16 protein-coding genes are annotated in these 16,152 nt (G+C 45.0%); 3 read left to right on the top strand and 13 right to left on the bottom strand.

The genetic code is table 11. The features are described 5' to 3' along the window. Positions 1 to 98: 98 nt before the first annotated feature. Positions 99 to 1,640: an alpha-L-arabinofuranosidase gene (gene xynD / locus ACZ07B_RS06930; protein ID WP_217019595.1), complete on the bottom strand. Its 1,542-nt coding sequence runs from the start codon at positions 1,638 to 1,640 to the stop codon at positions 99 to 101. Positions 1,641 to 2,241: 601 nt separating this feature from the next. On the opposite strand from xynD, the gene ACZ07B_RS06925 reads away from it, so the two are divergent. The 3 genes from ACZ07B_RS06925 (at position 2,242) to uptA (ending at position 4,257) form a co-directional block, all read left to right on the top strand. After that, a complete protein-coding gene (locus ACZ07B_RS06925; protein ID WP_124059923.1) occupies positions 2,242 to 2,688 on the top strand; it encodes a GtrA family protein in 447 nt (148 codons plus the stop codon). Positions 2,689 to 2,694: 6 nt separating this feature from the next. Continuing rightward, the gene (galU, locus tag ACZ07B_RS06920; RefSeq protein WP_014479952.1) at positions 2,695 to 3,588 is read left to right on the top strand and encodes a UTP--glucose-1-phosphate uridylyltransferase GalU; all 894 of its coding nucleotides are present in this window, start codon (positions 2,695 to 2,697) and stop codon (positions 3,586 to 3,588) included. Positions 3,589 to 3,660: 72 nt separating this feature from the next. Then, positions 3,661 to 4,257, top strand: coding sequence for an undecaprenyl phosphate transporter UptA (gene uptA / locus ACZ07B_RS06915; protein WP_003231529.1), 597 nt, complete (start codon positions 3,661 to 3,663; stop codon positions 4,255 to 4,257). 48 nt (positions 4,258 to 4,305) lie between these two features. Here the strand turns inward: uptA and nrnB are convergent, their stop codons facing one another. The 12 genes from nrnB to ACZ07B_RS06855 form a co-directional block, all read right to left on the bottom strand. Continuing rightward, complete coding sequence (gene nrnB / locus ACZ07B_RS06910; RefSeq protein ID WP_021479781.1) at positions 4,306 to 5,505, bottom strand: oligoribonuclease NrnB; 1,200 nt, start codon at positions 5,503 to 5,505, stop codon at positions 4,306 to 4,308. 169 nt (positions 5,506 to 5,674) lie between these two features. Then, positions 5,675 to 7,210, bottom strand: coding sequence for an acyl-CoA carboxylase subunit beta (locus ACZ07B_RS06905; protein ID WP_134157146.1), 1,536 nt, complete (start codon positions 7,208 to 7,210; stop codon positions 5,675 to 5,677). A 10-nt stretch (positions 7,211 to 7,220) separates the two neighbouring features. Next, positions 7,221 to 8,003 carry an enoyl-CoA hydratase gene (locus tag ACZ07B_RS06900; RefSeq protein WP_134157144.1) on the bottom strand — a complete coding sequence of 261 codons (783 nt, stop codon included), beginning with the start codon at positions 8,001 to 8,003 and terminating at the stop codon, positions 7,221 to 7,223. Positions 8,004 to 8,023: 20 nt separating this feature from the next. Continuing rightward, positions 8,024 to 8,923: a hydroxymethylglutaryl-CoA lyase gene (ldeG, locus tag ACZ07B_RS06895; protein ID WP_017696501.1), complete on the bottom strand. Its 900-nt coding sequence runs from the start codon at positions 8,921 to 8,923 to the stop codon at positions 8,024 to 8,026. Between the two features lie 14 nt (positions 8,924 to 8,937). After that, the gene (locus tag ACZ07B_RS06890) at positions 8,938 to 9,159 is read right to left on the bottom strand and encodes an acetyl-CoA carboxylase biotin carboxyl carrier protein subunit (RefSeq protein ID WP_014476962.1); all 222 of its coding nucleotides are present in this window, start codon (positions 9,157 to 9,159) and stop codon (positions 8,938 to 8,940) included. Positions 9,160 to 9,173: 14 nt separating this feature from the next. After that, positions 9,174 to 10,508 (bottom strand): acetyl-CoA carboxylase biotin carboxylase subunit, encoded by a 1,335-nt coding sequence (locus tag ACZ07B_RS06885; protein ID WP_464877042.1) that lies wholly within the window; start codon positions 10,506 to 10,508, stop codon positions 9,174 to 9,176. Between the two features lie 9 nt (positions 10,509 to 10,517). Further along, positions 10,518 to 12,167 carry an AMP-binding protein gene (locus ACZ07B_RS06880; RefSeq protein ID WP_217019593.1) on the bottom strand — a complete coding sequence of 550 codons (1,650 nt, stop codon included), beginning with the start codon at positions 12,165 to 12,167 and terminating at the stop codon, positions 10,518 to 10,520. A gap of 43 nt (positions 12,168 to 12,210) precedes the next feature. Beyond that, complete coding sequence (locus ACZ07B_RS06875) at positions 12,211 to 13,353, bottom strand: acyl-CoA dehydrogenase (RefSeq protein WP_024572330.1); 1,143 nt, start codon at positions 13,351 to 13,353, stop codon at positions 12,211 to 12,213. Positions 13,354 to 13,443: 90 nt separating this feature from the next. Then, a complete protein-coding gene (locus ACZ07B_RS06870; RefSeq protein ID WP_128737912.1) occupies positions 13,444 to 13,749 on the bottom strand; it encodes a DUF5367 family protein in 306 nt (101 codons plus the stop codon). Then, positions 13,739 to 13,906: a hypothetical protein gene (locus ACZ07B_RS06865; protein ID WP_032680566.1), complete on the bottom strand. Its 168-nt coding sequence runs from the start codon at positions 13,904 to 13,906 to the stop codon at positions 13,739 to 13,741. The genes ACZ07B_RS06870 and ACZ07B_RS06865 overlap by 11 nt, the downstream gene beginning before the upstream one ends. 108 nt (positions 13,907 to 14,014) lie before the next feature. After that, on the bottom strand, positions 14,015 to 15,547 hold the full coding sequence (locus ACZ07B_RS06860; RefSeq protein ID WP_217019592.1) for a glycoside hydrolase family 10-like protein: 1,533 nt from the start codon (positions 15,545 to 15,547) through the stop codon (positions 14,015 to 14,017). Positions 15,548 to 15,682: 135 nt separating this feature from the next. Then, positions 15,683 to 16,075, bottom strand: a complete 393-nt coding sequence (locus ACZ07B_RS06855; protein ID WP_015251983.1) for a DUF1360 domain-containing protein — start codon at positions 16,073 to 16,075, stop codon at positions 15,683 to 15,685. Positions 16,076 to 16,152: the final 77 nt, after the last annotated feature.

Genomic DNA, 16,152 nt, shown 5'->3' with positions numbered 1-16,152 from the left:
ATTAGGAAATCTGACCGGCATATCCATAATGGCGGGCTGTTCCGGTATGTTGGCCGGTGCATCAACCCGTCTGTTTTTAAACGGTCCCATTATCCGTGCTATCGTTGCGTAAACTGCCAGTAATCGAAATTAAGCAAGTTTCCTGTACCTGTTCCGGTAAATACAAAGAATACTTTGTGCACGCCAGTTGCCCCGCTTACCGCAGTTTCTATTTCCCTCCACGTTTGCGCTCCACCTGTTGAAGGTACATTTAGGGTTCCTACAAGTTTACCGTCTGCACTGTCGAGGCGCACTTCTATTTTCCCGCCTATAGTGGATGCTACATTTGCTTTAAATGTCCTGGCACCGCCCGCTCCGAAGTCTGCATTTCCTACAGCAATCCAGTCTCCATTTTGAATGCTTGTTACATGCTGATTATTTACTGGCCCGCCGGGTGCTGTCGATTTCTCTGTCAAAATGCGTCCATTCCAAGCAAACGTTTCAGCTTCTACCCGGTTATATGGGTTTAAATTGGAAAGCTGTGCTACACCTGCATAATTTGCCGCTACCTCTTGAATAGATCCATCTGCATTATGCACCAGCTTATTAATATGTGGAGAACGGTATCCTTTGCCGGCCCCGAATAAAGCGGAACTGACAGTTTGAGCATGGTACACTGCATACCACTCGTTTTTAAAATTGAAAACAGCATGATGGTTGTTTCCGCCGCCTCCGAAAAATGCACCCGGATTTTTCAGGAAATGCCCTCTATATGTAAAGGGGCCCATGGGACTTGAACTTGTCATGTAGCCGATCTCACCCGGGGGTTTATCGGCCGGATGCGTGCCGCCGAAATTGATGCAATAGGAATAGTAATATGTTCCGTTATACTTGTGCAATCCCGAATCTTCAAACATGAAAGGCGCATCAATTGTAGATGCACTTCCAACAACACTCGTCATATCAGGCCCTAATTTTATGACTCTAGCCGTTTTAGGATTGGCCCATTGTGCCTGCGTTGGATTTGAACCGCCAGGAACGCCTCCCCCGGCATACAGGTAACCGGTTCCGTCATCATCTACAAATACTGCCGGATCAAAAAGCCATACAACACCTGACATTCCTGGCGTACTTGGTGTTACGAGCGGTTTTCCGATTGGGTCGGTCCATGGACCAATCGGGCTGTCTGCGGTGAGAACCCCGATACCTCCACCGCTGTTTGCGAAATAAAGGAAGAATTTATCCTTGCCATTAATTTTTTTAACTGCGATTGACGGTGCCCATGACGCACCTGCCCATTTTGCAATTCCACGGCCTCCATTAGCTCCATTGGCACCTGCTACCGGAATGGCTCCGTGGTCTGTCCAGTTCACCATATCCGCTGAAGATATGACGAATACTCTATTCAAATTGGCAAATGAATTATCTTTAATTGTTCCGTTGCTATTATATTCATAGTCATCACTTGACATATAGATGTAGACTCTTCCGTTATAGGTCAGCGCAACCGGATCCGCTCCCAAATGATGGTCGATAAGCGGATTTGAATTCCCTATATGTTTTGCAATTGTAGTACTAGTGGCAGCATACGCAGACTTCCCAGATAAGCAGCTCAATAATAAAACTAGAATCCATAAACATACGCTACACTTTTTCCTCATCACTTCACATCCTCCTTTTTCCTAAAAATGGGGGATTTTCTTTTTGATAACAACAGGTCATGAAGATCGCACGCATAAAGTAGCCGGAAGCTGTTTAGCAATGTTCCCAGTTCTTGTTCTGAAAGCTCATCTTCATGTGTCTCCATTCTCTCCTTTCTTCGAGGAGATCGCACCACTCCTTCAAAATTGTTCAAAAAAATTTCCCCATTCCTAGCGACCATTGTCCAGAAAATAAAAAGACAGGATTGTTCATGGCCTCCCACTAATCACATTGAACGTAGATTACATCATTATCCAAGATATCCCTTTATCTAACATCCTACATCATTAAAAAAATTGTGTATAGAAACTTTTGGAGGAGTTAGTGTTCGATTCTACAAAGGAACTGGATACATTTATTCATTGATAAGATGGGGCTAACACTTCTTTTATATTTTTATGTAAAGATAGTTTTCAGACACAAAAAAAACAGCCGTCAATGCGGCTGTTTTTTCAAGAGTATAAGAACTATTGAGCGGTATACCCGCTTTTTCATGTTTTGTTCATATTTTATTAATTGTTTATTCAACACTGTCCGCTATAGTAATCCATATCAACAAATATGACTGCCACTCGCATCTTTTATGAAGGGAGGTTCGTTACGCTGAAAGAAAAAATAAAGACATTAGGCCGTTTTTGCACCGTAGGCGTCGGCAATACGCTGATAGATTTTGGTGTCTTCTTTCTTCTTACCGCTTGTCACGTCTCTTATCTGCCGGCGCAGATCTTCTCCTATACTGCAGGTATCGTCAACAGCTATGTGTGGAACCGGAATTGGACGTTTTGTGTGAAAGGTAAGGCTGACGGGAAAGAGATCGTGCGTTTTCTCATGATTAATATTACCGCGTCAGGGATCACCTTTTTGCTGCTTTATTTGTTTCAAAACTGTGGCTGTTCGCTATTGGTGAGCAAGCTCGCCGCCACTATCGGCGGAATGATGATGAATTTTATTGGAAACCGAATCTGGGTATTTGGAGATTCGCTGAAAAACATACAGGATCAGGAGTGAGGATGAATGAGAAAAAAAGTGAGAAAAGCGGTTATTCCCGCAGCGGGTTTAGGAACGAGATTTCTGCCGGCGACAAAGGCGCAGCCTAAAGAAATGCTCCCAATCGTCGACAAACCGGCGATCCAATATATTGTAGAAGAGGCCGCAGAGTCAGGAATTGAAGATATACTGATTATTACAGGGAGAAACAAACGCTCGATTGAAGATCATTTTGATCGGTCGGCGGAATTGGAATTCAATCTTCGGGAAAAAGGCAAGACGGAGACACTTAAGGAAATGCAGCAGATTGCCGATTTGGCCAACATTCATTACATCCGCCAGAAAGAACCGCTCGGATTAGGCCATGCGGTGCTGTGTGCGGAGCATTTTATCGGAGATGAGCCTTTTGCCGTTCTCTTAGGTGATGATATTATGGTGTCTGAAACACCGGCTCTTCGGCAATTAATGGATGTATATGACGTTTATGGCACAGAGGTTGTCGGTGTACAGTCAGTTCTCCCTGAGGATGTCAGCAAATATGGTATTATAAATACATCAGGGTCTCAAGGGCATGTATACGAAGTGAACGATTTAGTGGAAAAGCCTTCTCCTGAAGAAGCACCTTCGGAAATCGCAGTAATGGGACGTTATGTGCTGAATTCTTCGATCTTCTCCGTTTTGAAGACAATTGGCAGAGGCGCGGGCAACGAAATTCAGCTGACAGATGCGCTTCGTGAGGTTTGCCGTAAGGAGCCGATCCACGCCCGGCTGCTTGAAGGAAATCGATATGACATTGGCGATAAGCTAGGCTGTTTTAAAGCGAGCACCGAAATCGGCTTAATGCGTTCCGAAATGAGATCTCAGCTTTTGGCCTATTTAGAAGATGTGATCAAACGGGAAACGAAAGAAATGCTGCGGTAAAAAAATTGTAACCATCTTGCTCGTCAATCAGTCATATAATAGTGAAAAAGATTAGGACAGGTTGTGAAGAATGTGGGCAGTTTGATAAGCGAAATTTTAACATGGCTGACGAACATGGGATATGCGGGTATTGCGATTGGGTTAATGATTGAAATCATTCCGAGTGAGATTGTATTAGCTTATGGCGGCTATATGGTATCGGAAGGCACGATTGGATTTATTGGCGCAATTATTGCGGGTGTTATCGGGGGTACCATTGCCCAGATCTTTATTTACTGGATCGGCCGCTATGGCGGCAGGCCATTTCTGGACAAATACGGGAAGTATTTATTGATTAAAAAGCATCATATCGACATGTCGGAAAACTGGTTTCAGAAATACGGCGCCGGAGTTGTCTTCTCGGCTCGTTTTATACCGGTTGTCAGACATGCCATATCCATTCCGGCAGGTATTGCCAGAATGCCTTTTCTCAAATTTGTGGTACTGACTGTGCTTGCTATCATTCCATGGTCTATTCTGTTTGTTTATTTAGGCATACAGCTAGGAAGCCAGTGGGATGATGTTGAGAATATAGCAGGCACTTATACAACACCGATTATGATATTGGCTGTTGTCGTGATAGCCCTTTATTTTGTGATTAAGAAACGTACAGCCATATTTAAACGATAGTTAGCGGATATGCATAGGGGTGACTGACGCTCCCCTATGCATATTTTTTTACTTCCGATGTTGATTTGCCAGCTTCAGATTCTCCGCTAAAAATGCGACAAACACTTCATCCCGCACGAGCGATGCGGCATAATTTCTCTTAATAAACCATTCTGCCTCTTCAAACGCTGCGAATGTTTCGTCTTGGGTTTCTCCGTTAATTTGAATATTCCATTCGTTGTCTAAAGGGAAAAGAAAAAATCTCATTTGTGCGCGATTTTCATATAATGATCCATTCGCAGATCCCTTTAGATTATAGATGTTACGGAAGGCATCCGGCCGTACAGGATCAATACGGAAAGCTTCAGCTACAAACAACTCGTATACTTCATCGGTTATTGAACAGCCGGACGCTTTTGCATGCCCTCCGCCGCCATATCGGCCGGCGATTTCTGACACATCGATGTAATCATGAATGGTGCGGAGACTGACTCGTTTTGACCCCATGCTCAAAATCGCAATGTAATCGAGGTGCGGATTATCTTTCCCTAGCCTGTTCCCCAGCTCTGAATGGTACGATTCAGCGTGAACGATGCCTACACAGTGTTCGTGAACAAAGGTTTGTACCATTTCCCTTTTCTTTCTGCGGAGGTAGCGCTCGATTTTTTCGTCTTCTAAATCAAGCAGTTTTTCTTCAAAATCATCGAAGAAAAATTCGTCATGCGCGGAAAGGCGCTGGATCATTTTTGCTTCAAATTCATCGATTGACAGCAAAAAGAAAAGATCATTAAGCCGCTTCGCCTGTTTTTGATCGTACCGCTCCCACTCCCATGTATCGTATTGGCGGACGAGCTCTGTGAATTGATCTAAGGCATTTGTCGGTTTCATGAAGCCATTTTCAACGAGATAGCCATATAAAAGCGATGTCGCGGATGTGAGCCTTCCATCATCGTATTCCACCTGGACAAATCCCCATTCATGCTCATTCAAATGAAGGGCTGTTTTATGATGGTCTATGAGCTTCACTTTGCCCCCTGCATGAACATACTCATTCAATCTCTCTTCGTTTTCTTCATTGACGGCGAGATCGGTGATGAATAACGTGTCCTGTCTGTTGCTCTCCTTCGCTTTTTCTAAAAAGTACTGCACCTGTGCGTTTAAACCGTTGACAGAGTTATACCGGACCTCTACGTCTTTTCCGAACGCCAATTTTGCTACGATTCCGCACCCTACTCCGTCCAAGTCGTTATGTGAATATAAATGATACATAATGTAGGCCCCTTTTTATGATAAACTGACAATTGCCGCTAGAGGTGCGGCAGCCTTTATTTACTATTCTAAAAAACCAAGCGTTTTATGCAAAGGTAATGAGTTGACATAATGTTGTTATTGTAAATATATAAAGGAGCGCTTTTTTTGCGCTCCTAAGTTCTTGCTTTTACACTGGATAAACCGGATGCTTTCGATTGGTAAATGTCATTTCCTTTGTCATGTATGCCTTGAGCCGTTTGGTCAGCTCATCACGCAGCGAATTGGCTGGGATAACAGCATCAATGATCATTTCTGAAGCCAGACGGTAGATATTGATGTCCTCTTTGTATTCCTCCCGTTTGCTGCTGATAAATGCGGCTCTCTCTTCTTCTGGCAGCTCGGCGATTTTTTTAGCGTAGACAGCGTTTACAGCGGCCTCAGGGCCCATGACGGCGATTTGGGCGGTTGGGAGCGCTAGACAGCAATCCGGTTCAAATGCCGGCCCTGCCATTGCATACAACCCCGCCCCGTAAGCTTTTCGGACAATGACAGAGAGTTTTGGAACAGTTGCCTCCGACATCGCAGAAATCATTTTTGCTCCGTGTCTGATAATCCCAGCCTGTTCTACTTTTGTGCCAATCATAAAACCGGGGATATCCGCTAAGAACAGCAATGGGATATGAAAAGCGTCACATAAGGTAATAAACTTAGCCGCTTTGTCTGCTGAATCGTGGAATAAGACGCCTCCTTTTACCTTCGGCTGGTTTGCAACAATGCCGACAGGCTGTCCTTGGATTCGTGCGAGGCCCGTCAATAATTCCGGTGCAAATAAGGCTTTGATCTCAAAAAATGAGTCTTCATCTATGACCCGCTCAATCAGCTCATACATATCAAAAGGCGCGTTTTGATTTTGCGGAATGACGTCGGCAAGCGGAGTGTCGAAGTGTTTTGGCGGGCGTTTCTCATGAATGGGCGCTTTTTCTTGAAAATTTGCCGGAAAGTAAGACAAATAAGCCCGCGCCAGCTGTATGGCTTCTTCTTCAGTTTCTGCAAGAATATCTCCGCAGCCGGAGATTGAGCAATGCATACGGGCGCCACCCATTTCTTCGAGAGACACTTTTTCGCCAATAACCATTTCCGCCATCCTTGGCGAGCCTAAATACATGGAGGCGTTACCGTCTACCATAACGACGATATCACAGAAGGCCGGAATATAAGCGCCACCTGCTGCAGATGGTCCGAAAAGCAGACAGATTTGCGGAATGCGTCCCGATAATTTGACTTGATTGTAAAAAATTCTTCCTGCACCGCGTCTCCCTGGAAAGACATTGATTTGGTCGGTAATTCGGGCGCCTGCCGAATCGACTAAATAAATGAGCGGACAGTTTAATTTTTCGGCGGTTTCTTGAATTCTGATGATTTTTTCAACTGTTTTTGCTCCCCATGACCCCGCTTTCACTGTTGAATCATTCGCCATGACGCAAACGGTATGGCCGCCGATTTTGCCGATAGCGGTTACAACTCCGTCAGCGGGGAGCCCGTCTGACATACATTCCGCAAAAAAAGCGTCTTCTAGCTCAATGTCATCGTCAAAGAGAAGGGAAAGCCGCTCTCTGACAAAGAGCTTGCCTTTTTCCCGATTGCTTTGATGATACTTTTCCGCTCCGCCTTTTCGAATCCGTTCAGCCCGTTCTGTTCGTTCCTTTTCATAATCCATGAGCATTGCCTCCCTTTTATATTCCCTTGTATACGGCCCGTCTTTTTTCTTGAAAGGCCTGAAGCCCTTCTCTCCTGTCTTTTGTCGGGATGGTTTGTTCATACGCTTTTTGTTCAATCGCAAGGCCTGTAGCGAGATCTGTCTCCAATCCTTTATTGATTGCAAATTTAGCCTGACGGACAGCGATCGGCCCGTTGGCAGAAATGGCTCCGGCCAGTTCCTCTGCTTTTGGCATAAGGTCACAAGGAGCCGTGACATGCTCTACAAGACCGATTTCCTTTGCTTCATGTGTGGTCATGCGTCTGCCTGTATAAATTAATTCTTTTGCTTTTCCTCTGCCAATCAGCCGGGGCAGCCTTTGGGTCCCTCCAGCGCCAGGGATAATAGCTAACCCTGTTTCCGGAAGTCCCAGCACAGCTGATTCAGTTGCGATTCGAAGGTCGCATGCCAATGCCAATTCTAGTCCGCCGCCTAATGCGCTTCCATTTATCGCAGCTATGACCGGCTGCGGCAAGGCATCAAGTAAAGCCGCCGTTCTTTGAATGAGAGATACACTTTCCAGAACCTGATCTTCTTTCAGTTTTATCCGTTCCTTCAGGTCTGCCCCTGCACAAAACGCTTTTTCACCGGTGCCTGTGAGGATGACACAGCGGATGTTTGAGTTGAATTCAATTTCCTGAAGAATCATTTGCAGGTTTCTAAGCATTTCCGCTGAAAGAGCATTTGCTGCCTGAGGCCTGTTTAAGGTGATCAACGCAATATGTTCATTTTTAACAGTAAAAAGAATAGAGTCTCCCATTGTATGCGTCCTCCCTTTTATCAAGATGATTTAAACACCTGTAAATTTCTGCTCGGCAGCGGTTTGCCCATCTTTTCTTCAATCCATTTTGCCGCAGATAGCAGTTTTTCGAGCTTTACATTTGTTTTGATATCCATCTGTTCAAGCATGTACACGATATCCTCAGTTGCGGCGTTTCCTGATGAACCTGGCGCATATGGGCATCCCCCAAGCCCGCCTGCCGAGCCGTCGAACACCGTTATGCCCATTTGGAGTGCTGTGACCATGTTGGCCAGAGCGGTTCCTCTCGTATCATGAAAATGCAAGGCAATTTGATTAGCCGGGAATCGTGCCAAAAGAGCTTCAAGTACAGTTTCCACTTGGGCGGGATTAGCCGCTCCAATTGTATCTCCAAGCGACAGTTCAGAAATCCCAAATTCAAATAGAGCTTCTGAAAGGCGAATGACTTGTTCAATGGGGACATCTTTTTCGTACGGACAGCCGAAAACAGTCGAGAGGTAGGCTCTTGTTGTGAGGTTTGCTTTTTGTGCGTCGTTGTTTACTTGTTTGAGTATATGAAGGGACTCAGAAGTGGATTTATTGATGTTTTTTCTGTTGTGCGTCTCGCTGGCGGACATAAAAACGCAAGCTTCGTCAATGCCTCCTTCAAGCGCATTCTCCAGTCCTCTTTGATTCGGGACAAGTGCCGCGTACGTTACCCCTTTTTCACGGTTGATGCCTTTTGCTACGTCGATAGCATCTCGAAGCGCCGGAATCCATTTCGGGTGAACGAAGGATGTGATTTCAATATACGAAAGCCCTGTCCGGGAAAGCTGGTTGATCCAGGTTATTTTATCCTCTGTTGCGATCCATACGGGCTCGTTTTGTAAGCCGTCACGCGGGCCGACTTCTTTGATTGTCACTTTTTTAGGATATGACATGGTCTTCCTCCAAATTATTGAGTGGAATCGCTCAGTTCGAGCAGTACGTCTCCTTCATTTACAAAGTCGCCTTCATTTTTTTTGACTTCTTTTACGATTCCGCTTCTATCTGCAACGATCGGGATTTCCATTTTCATCGATTCCAAAATGGCTACCTCCTGGCCCTTTTCGATTTGGTCGCCGGCTTTGACGTGGACTTTCCACAGGTTTCCTGCCATTTGTATGCTAACCGTCATGACAACTGCCTCCTTTATAGGTGTTGTTTCAAAAAGTCAGTCGTGACATCCCCTTCTTTAAATGCCTTTGTTGCCGCAGCCTGTATGAGAAGCGGAAGATTTGTTTTGATTCCCTCTACACGATAGTCGCGAAGCGCTGTCTCTAGTTTTTCAATTGCTTCTGTTCTGGTTTGGCCTTTGACAATCATCTTAGCGATCATCGGGTCATAAAAAGGGGTAACGGTGCTGTCTTTTGCTACCGCACATTCGTGTCTGACTCCTTTTTGGTCAGGAAGTGAAAACGCAGTGATCGTACCTGGTGACGGGAAGAAGGTCTTGGGATCTTCCGCGTATATTCGAACCTCTATCGCATGCCCGTTCCGTTGGATGTCTTTTTGGGAGAATGTGAGTGTATGGCCCGCAGCAATTCGCAGCTGCTGCTCAACTAAGTCCAGGCCTGTTATTTCTTCAGTCACGGGGTGTTCAACTTGCAGTCTCGTATTCATTTCGAGGAAATAAAAATTTTGCTTCTGGTCAACTATAAATTCGATGGTGCCTGCGTTCGTATAGCCGATTGCCTTCGCTGCTTTTACCGCTGTTTGCCCGATCTTCATTCTTAGTTCATCGTCTGCAAATGGAGACGGTGCTTCTTCAATGACTTTTTGGTGGCGCCTCTGAACAGAGCAATCACGTTCAAACAGATGTACTGTATGGCCGTGTTGATCGGCCAAAAGCTGAACCTCGATGTGACGCGCATGTTCAATAACTTTTTCTAAATACATCGACCCGTCACCGAAAAAATCTGCTGCGCGTTTTTTGTTTCCCTCGTACGCTTTTTTTAATGCTTCTTCATTTTCAACACGCTGCATTCCGATGCCGCCTCCTCCCGCTGAAGCTTTCAGCATGACAGGATAGCCGATTTGACTTGCGGTGCGGCAGGCTGCCTCTATATCTCCGAGGGATTCAGAAACGCCTGGCACCACAGGGACTCCTGCAGCCTCCATTGCTTTTCGCGCTTCAATTTTGCTGCCCATCTTTGCGATGATATCAGGGGAAGGTCCGATAAACACGATGTTTTCTTGCTTGCAGCGTTCAGCGAATCGGCTGTTTTCTGATAACAATCCATATCCCGGGTGGATCGCGTCGGCATTTGCTTTTTTCGCCGTCTTTATTATTCTCTCTATATTTAAATAACTTTCACTGACTCTCGATTCCCCGATCAAATAAGCCTCTGTAGCGGCTTTTGTATGGGGCGCGTCCTTGTCTGCTTCTGAATAAACCGCGACCGTTTTAATGCCGAGACGGCTGCATGTTCGGATAATTCTCATTGCAATTTCTCCGCGGTTGGCGATCAGTACTTTTGTAAACATGATTTCACCTCATTGACTTGATGATAGGTTGAACATTTCAATCGTTTTTTCTCGCAGTTTATATTTTTGAATTTTGCCTGAGGCCGTCATCGGATAGTCGTCCGTAAAAATAACATAACGCGGAATTTTGTGGCGGGCGATTTTCCCTTTGCAATAGGCTTTAAGCTCATCAGGTGAAACGCTTTTACCGTCTTTCAGTTTAATCCAGGCTGCAGCTTCCTCCCCGAATTTGGCGTCAGGCACACCAACCACCTGTACATCTAAAACAGCGGGATGCCGGTATAAAAATTCTTCAATTTCCCGCGGATAAATGTTCTCGCCGCCTCTGATGAGCATATCTTTTAATCTTCCGGTGATGCGGCAGTACCCGTCTTCATCCATGACAGCAAGATCTCCGGTAAACAGCCATTCGTCGTGATTGATTGCTTTTCTGGTCGCTTCTTTGTCTTTATAATAGCCTTTCATGACGTGATAGCCGCGGGTGCACAGTTCTCCCTGCATGCCTCTTTGAACTTCTTGACATGTCCCGGGTTCTACAATTCTCACTTCAGTATGTGGCAGGGCGCGGCCGGTTGTTTCGACTCTTCTTATGAAGGAATCATTTGCTCTCGTTTGTGTAATGACTGGCGAGGCTTCGGTTTGTCCATAGGCGATCGTAATGTCTTTCATGCCCATCCTTTCAATCACAGCTTTCATCACTTCACTTGGACAGGGAGAGCCGGCCATGATTCCTGTTCGGAGCGTCGATAGATCATATGCATCAAAATCCGGATGATGCAGCTCGGCGATAAACATGGTAGGCACACCATGGAGCGCTGTGCATTTCTCTTTTTCTACCGTTTTAAGGACGGTAACGGGATCAAATTCTTGCACGGGTATCATGGCTGCCCCGACGGATACACATGCCAAAACCCCAAGCACGCATCCAAAGCAGTGAAAAAACGGAACCGGGATGCACATGCGGTCTTGAGAGGATAAAGCCATACATTCAGCGATATTGGCAGCGTTATTGATGACATTAAAATGGGTCAGCATCACGCCTTTTGGAAACCCTGTCGTTCCTGATGTGTATTGCATATTAATCACATCGTCTTTATCCAGGCTGTTCATTCTCTCTTCAAGCTCAGCATCTGTCACTGTTTTCGCCAATATCTCTATATCGTCCCAATGATATAAGCCAGACAATCGTTTATTGCCAATATAGATCAGCGTTTTTAAAAAGGGATAGCGTTCTGATTTCAGTTGGCCGGGCATTGCTTCTTGCAGTTCTGGTATTAAACTGTTCACGATGTCTGAATAAGAAGTGCCTCTGTATGAATCCATGATGATAAGTGCCGCGGCATCCGATTGCTTTAACAAGTAATCAAGCTCGTGTGCTTGATAATTGGTATTGACGGTTACGAGCACGGCTCCGATCTTTGCAGTTGCGAACTGGACGGCAAGCCATTCAGGGATATTAGAAGCCCATATGGCGACGTGGTCTCCTTTCCCAATCCCCATCCGCATAAGACCTTTAGCGGTTTGACGGCACAGACTGTCAAATTGAGCGTACGTATAGCGGATATTTCGGTCTGGATACACAACAGCATCTCGATCGGGATACGCATCAGCTGTTTGTTCCAGCAGCCTGCCGATTGTGGAATGGATGAGTTCAGCCATTGCTTGTTCCTCCTTTCTTAATGATGGGAAAGCGTTTACATTTTTATTTTAAAAGCTGTCTGGCGATCACGAGACGCTGAATTTCAGATGTGCCTTCACCGATTTCCATTAATTTTGCGTCCCGCAGCATCCGTTCCACCCCATACTCTTTCATATAGCCTGAACCTCCATGGATTTGAATGGCTTGATTGCAAGCTCTTGTCGCCATTTCAGATGCGAATAGCTTGGCGTACGCCGCTTCTTTGGTGAACGGGCGGTTATGGTCTTTCAGCCAGGCGGCTTTTAACACCATTTGCCGTGCCAGATCAATTTCCATCGCCATGTCAGCAAGCTTAAATTGAATCGCTTGAAAGGAAGAAATCGGCTGTCCAAACTGCTTTCGTTCTTTCGCATATGCCAATGATGCGTCAAGGGCCGCCTGGGCAATGCCGACTGCAAGAGCAGCGATGGAGATTCGACCACCGTCCAGCGTATATAGAAACTGTTTAAACCCTTTTGTTGGATCGCCGAGTAAGTTGGCCGCAGGCACTCTTACATCCTCAAGCAAAATTTCCGCTGTATTCGAACCGCGGACGCCCATTTTATCGTACGGGCTCGTAATCGTAAGTCCTGGTGTGTCAGTTGGCACGATTAATGCGGAGATGATGTTTTTTCCATCTTTGTTTTTGCCTGTTACTGCAGTCACAATAACTGTGCGTGCGTAGCTTGCATTAGTGATCCAGCACTTTTCGCCGTTGATTACATACTCGTCACCATTTGAAATCGCTTTTGTTTGAGTGCCTCCTGCATCTGAGCCTGCATTTGGCTCCGTCAGGCCGAATGATCCGAGTGCTGTGCCTGAAGCCAGCGGCGTCAAATGCGTCCGTTTTTGCTCTTCTGTTCCGAAGTAGTATAGAGGGCTTGCGCCTAGCGAGACCGCTGCAGCATAGCTTAATCCAGTACTGCCGCAGGCTTTGCCGACTTCTTCAACCGCTAAGGCATATGAAATCGTATCACCGCCAGATCCGCCGTATTCTTCTGGAAATGGAATACCCATCAGACCGAGTTCACCCATTTTTTTAAATGTTTGCATCGGGAACTCGCCTGTTTGATCTACATGTTCAGCGTGAGGAGCAATTTCTTTTTTCGCAAAATCTTTTACCATTTCACGCACCATTTGTTGTTCTTTTGTCAGCTCAAAATTCACATCGTTTCCTCCTTCACATCTTTGTAACATCCTATTAGGCGAGTTCTATAATCATTCCCTGACAAGAAAAGTCTGAAAATTAAAACTGAATCATTTTTTATGTGATAATTTCAGCGGAATGAGCAAATACATGCAGTAGGCGCATACCATCCATATCGCAAACGCAATAACTTGGCCCTTTGATAAAGCCGGGAAGATGAGGGGATGATTCCAAAGGGAAATCGTATCCATCAATAAACCGACCGCTGATCCCCATATACCTAGCTTGATCACCGCGAACTGTGATTGATCGAGTTTTTGATAGAGAAAGAACACAAGGCATAAAACAAGAGCGGTGCCCGCTCCCAAGAGAAGAAAGTTCGGCAAAAAGGCTTCTTCAGCCGGATCAGTCAACACAGCATCTCCGAACAGCACAAAAAATAATGTGGCACCTAACCAGACGAGAAATGAAAACGTAAAACACGTCCTGTACGTGTTTCTCTTCGATTTTATTTAGTACTAGTTTCTCAGATTCCAATACTGGAAAAAGTCCAAAAACCGCCTCCATATTCATGTGAATCTCTCCTTTGTTTTTTAAAAAATTCAGCGGTTTACCATCGTTTCCTGTCTCCAAAATCACTTTTTAAAAAAAGACGACTTAGAAAGCCGTCCTTCTCATTTCTTATTTTGTTGTTCGTTTGGAAGCCTTGCTTTCGTTATGAAGCCGGTCTGCTGAAGTGACATAATACGTATATTTCTTGTTAGGATCTGCCGTGTTATCTAAGAAGGTTTGCTGCTCATGTGTTTTTCTTTGCGTTGCCAGCAATGTTCTCTGCTTTTTCCCTTCGGCTCTGTATATCGCATAATAGGCTGTTTCTTTCGTTTTTTGATTTGATGGGTGATCTTTAATCTGCAGAAGATTGCCGTTTTTGTCTTCGGTGACTTTCGTAAGCTTCGGTTTTTTTGGGGCGGTATTGTCAAGCCAAGGCATTTGCGGAACCAGTGCCGGCTTGCTGTAAAGATCGGCGATGAGCCTGTCTTTGATGCCAAGCGGATTTTTGTTGAGATCCTTGAGACTGAAATGCATGCTTCCTTTCACCAGTTCAAGCTGGCGGTTCAAAGTGATTTGCCGCACATATTCCTCAGGGTCGGACCAAGGCGGATCAAAATTGTTATTGATTTTATATGCTGCCTGGCCAATATATAAGTGAACAGGCCTATTTTTGACTTCATTGCTCCACCAATCAGCCAGCACGTCGTAAGCCGCTGCGTTAAAGCCGATACTCCAATAAATTTGCGGAGCAATATAATCGATGTCGCCTTCTTGGATCCAATGTCTTGTGTCTGCATATAGATCGTCATAATTTCTGATGCCTGCTTTTGTATTCGATCCGGTCGGGTCATCTGCGGCGTTTCTCCATACTCCAAAGGGACTGATGCCGAATTTGACATACGGTTTTGCAGCTTTAATTGTTTGGTTGATTTGTTTGACAAGCTGGTTCACATTGTCCCGCCGCCAGTCATCGATATTAGAAAAAGCGTCTTTTCCGTATTGTTCGTACTGTGCTTGATCAGGAAATTCCTGTCCTGCTATTTTATAAGGGTAAAAATAATCATCCATATGAACAGCATCGATATCATAATGTTTTACGACTTCTTCAATGCCTTTGACGATAAAATCTCTCGCTTCTGGAATGCCTGGGTGATAATACAGCTGGTTTCCGTAGGTGGCAACCCAATCTGGATGTTTTCTTGCCGGGTGCCCCTCAGACAATTTATTAAGATCTGTATGATTCATTGTAATACGGTAAGGATTAAACCACGCGTGAAATTCCAAATTTCGTTTATGGGTTTCTTCAATCATAAATGCAAGAGGATCATAGCCCGGGTCCTTCCCTTGAACACCGGTTAAGTATTCCGACCAAGGCCCGTAAGCTGACGGATAAAGAGCATCAGCCGTCGGTTTAATCTGAACGATAACGGCGTTCATTCCCATTTTTTGCACATCGTCCAGCAGTTTGATATACTCCTGTTTTTGCTCTTTCACAGATAACCCTTTTTTGGACGGCCAATCAATATTTAATACGGAAGCAATCCATACGGCTCTCAGCTCCCTGTCAGACTGCGCATTGGCCATAAACGGAACGGAAATGACAAACGTTCCGATGATCAAGCTGACAAGGAAACGGACAATCGACTTTTGGCAAACCTTCATTCTGTTTCTTCTCCCCCATTACATCACTTTCACTATTCGCTATTACGGTATTCCCGGGCTATAAAAGGGTGATTAACAGAATGTCTATCTCACTAAATAAACGAAAAAAGTCCTAAAGCATGTTGTGAACCGCTTTTAGGACTTTTTATCATTCATCATGGTTTGTAGACTTTTTAACACGTCAATAAGTTTTACGCCGACACCGACAGCCGTTTCAAGGATCGCTTGTGCCCCAGCGATGGCTAAAATAAAGATCAGCGGTATTGCAATACGAGGCAAAAAAAGATAGCCAAGTCCGATCAAGATGGCACACCAAACACCGGCACACCAGTAGCAATTGAGCATGTATCCAAAGTTAGAAGCCGGCACGCTTTTTTCATCTACATGCCCGTTTTGATCAACAATCCTTTTCTTTTTCATAAAAGGTTTTCGGATAAATTCTGTGATTTTGTCGAATACAATCAAATGTGTCAGCCTGTAACTGGCTAGAATCAGCATGATAAACGTAAGAAAAGATAAATGCTCCATGACAAGCCTCCAAGAAAAAGGATGATGTTATCATTCCCTAGTGTCATCGATCCATTCTTTGATACAAAAAGAAGCGG

The sequence above is a fragment of the Bacillus sp. 9.4 genome, from assembly GCF_055486415.1.
This window is presented reverse-complemented; position numbering and strand designations above follow the sequence as displayed.

Excerpts from the sequence above, each read along its gene's own strand:
- nrnB (WP_021479781.1), bottom strand. The coding sequence starts at position 5,505 with ATGTATCATTTATATTCACATAACGACTTGGACGGAGTAGGGTGCGGA.
- ACZ07B_RS06865 (WP_032680566.1), bottom strand. The coding sequence starts at position 13,906 with ATGAATATGGAGGCGGTTTTTGGACTTTTTCCAGTATTGGAATCTGAG.
- ACZ07B_RS06925 (WP_124059923.1), top strand. The coding sequence starts at position 2,242 with ATGACTGCCACTCGCATCTTTTATGAAGGGAGGTTCGTTACGCTGAAA.
- ACZ07B_RS06890 (WP_014476962.1), bottom strand. The coding sequence starts at position 9,159 with ATGACGGTTAGCATACAAATGGCAGGAAACCTGTGGAAAGTCCACGTC.
- galU (WP_014479952.1), top strand. The coding sequence starts at position 2,695 with ATGAGAAAAAAAGTGAGAAAAGCGGTTATTCCCGCAGCGGGTTTAGGA.
- ACZ07B_RS06900 (WP_134157144.1), bottom strand. The coding sequence starts at position 8,003 with ATGGGAGACTCTATTCTTTTTACTGTTAAAAATGAACATATTGCGTTG.
- ACZ07B_RS06885 (WP_464877042.1), bottom strand. The coding sequence starts at position 10,508 with ATGTTTACAAAAGTACTGATCGCCAACCGCGGAGAAATTGCAATGAGA.
- xynD (WP_217019595.1), bottom strand. The coding sequence starts at position 1,640 with ATGAGGAAAAAGTGTAGCGTATGTTTATGGATTCTAGTTTTATTATTG.
- ACZ07B_RS06860 (WP_217019592.1), bottom strand. The coding sequence starts at position 15,547 with ATGAAGGTTTGCCAAAAGTCGATTGTCCGTTTCCTTGTCAGCTTGATC.
- ACZ07B_RS06905 (WP_134157146.1), bottom strand. The coding sequence starts at position 7,210 with ATGCTCATGGATTATGAAAAGGAACGAACAGAACGGGCTGAACGGATT.
- ldeG (WP_017696501.1), bottom strand. The coding sequence starts at position 8,923 with ATGTCATATCCTAAAAAAGTGACAATCAAAGAAGTCGGCCCGCGTGAC.
- ACZ07B_RS06855 (WP_015251983.1), bottom strand. The coding sequence starts at position 16,075 with ATGGAGCATTTATCTTTTCTTACGTTTATCATGCTGATTCTAGCCAGT.
- ACZ07B_RS06880 (WP_217019593.1), bottom strand. The coding sequence starts at position 12,167 with ATGGCTGAACTCATCCATTCCACAATCGGCAGGCTGCTGGAACAAACA.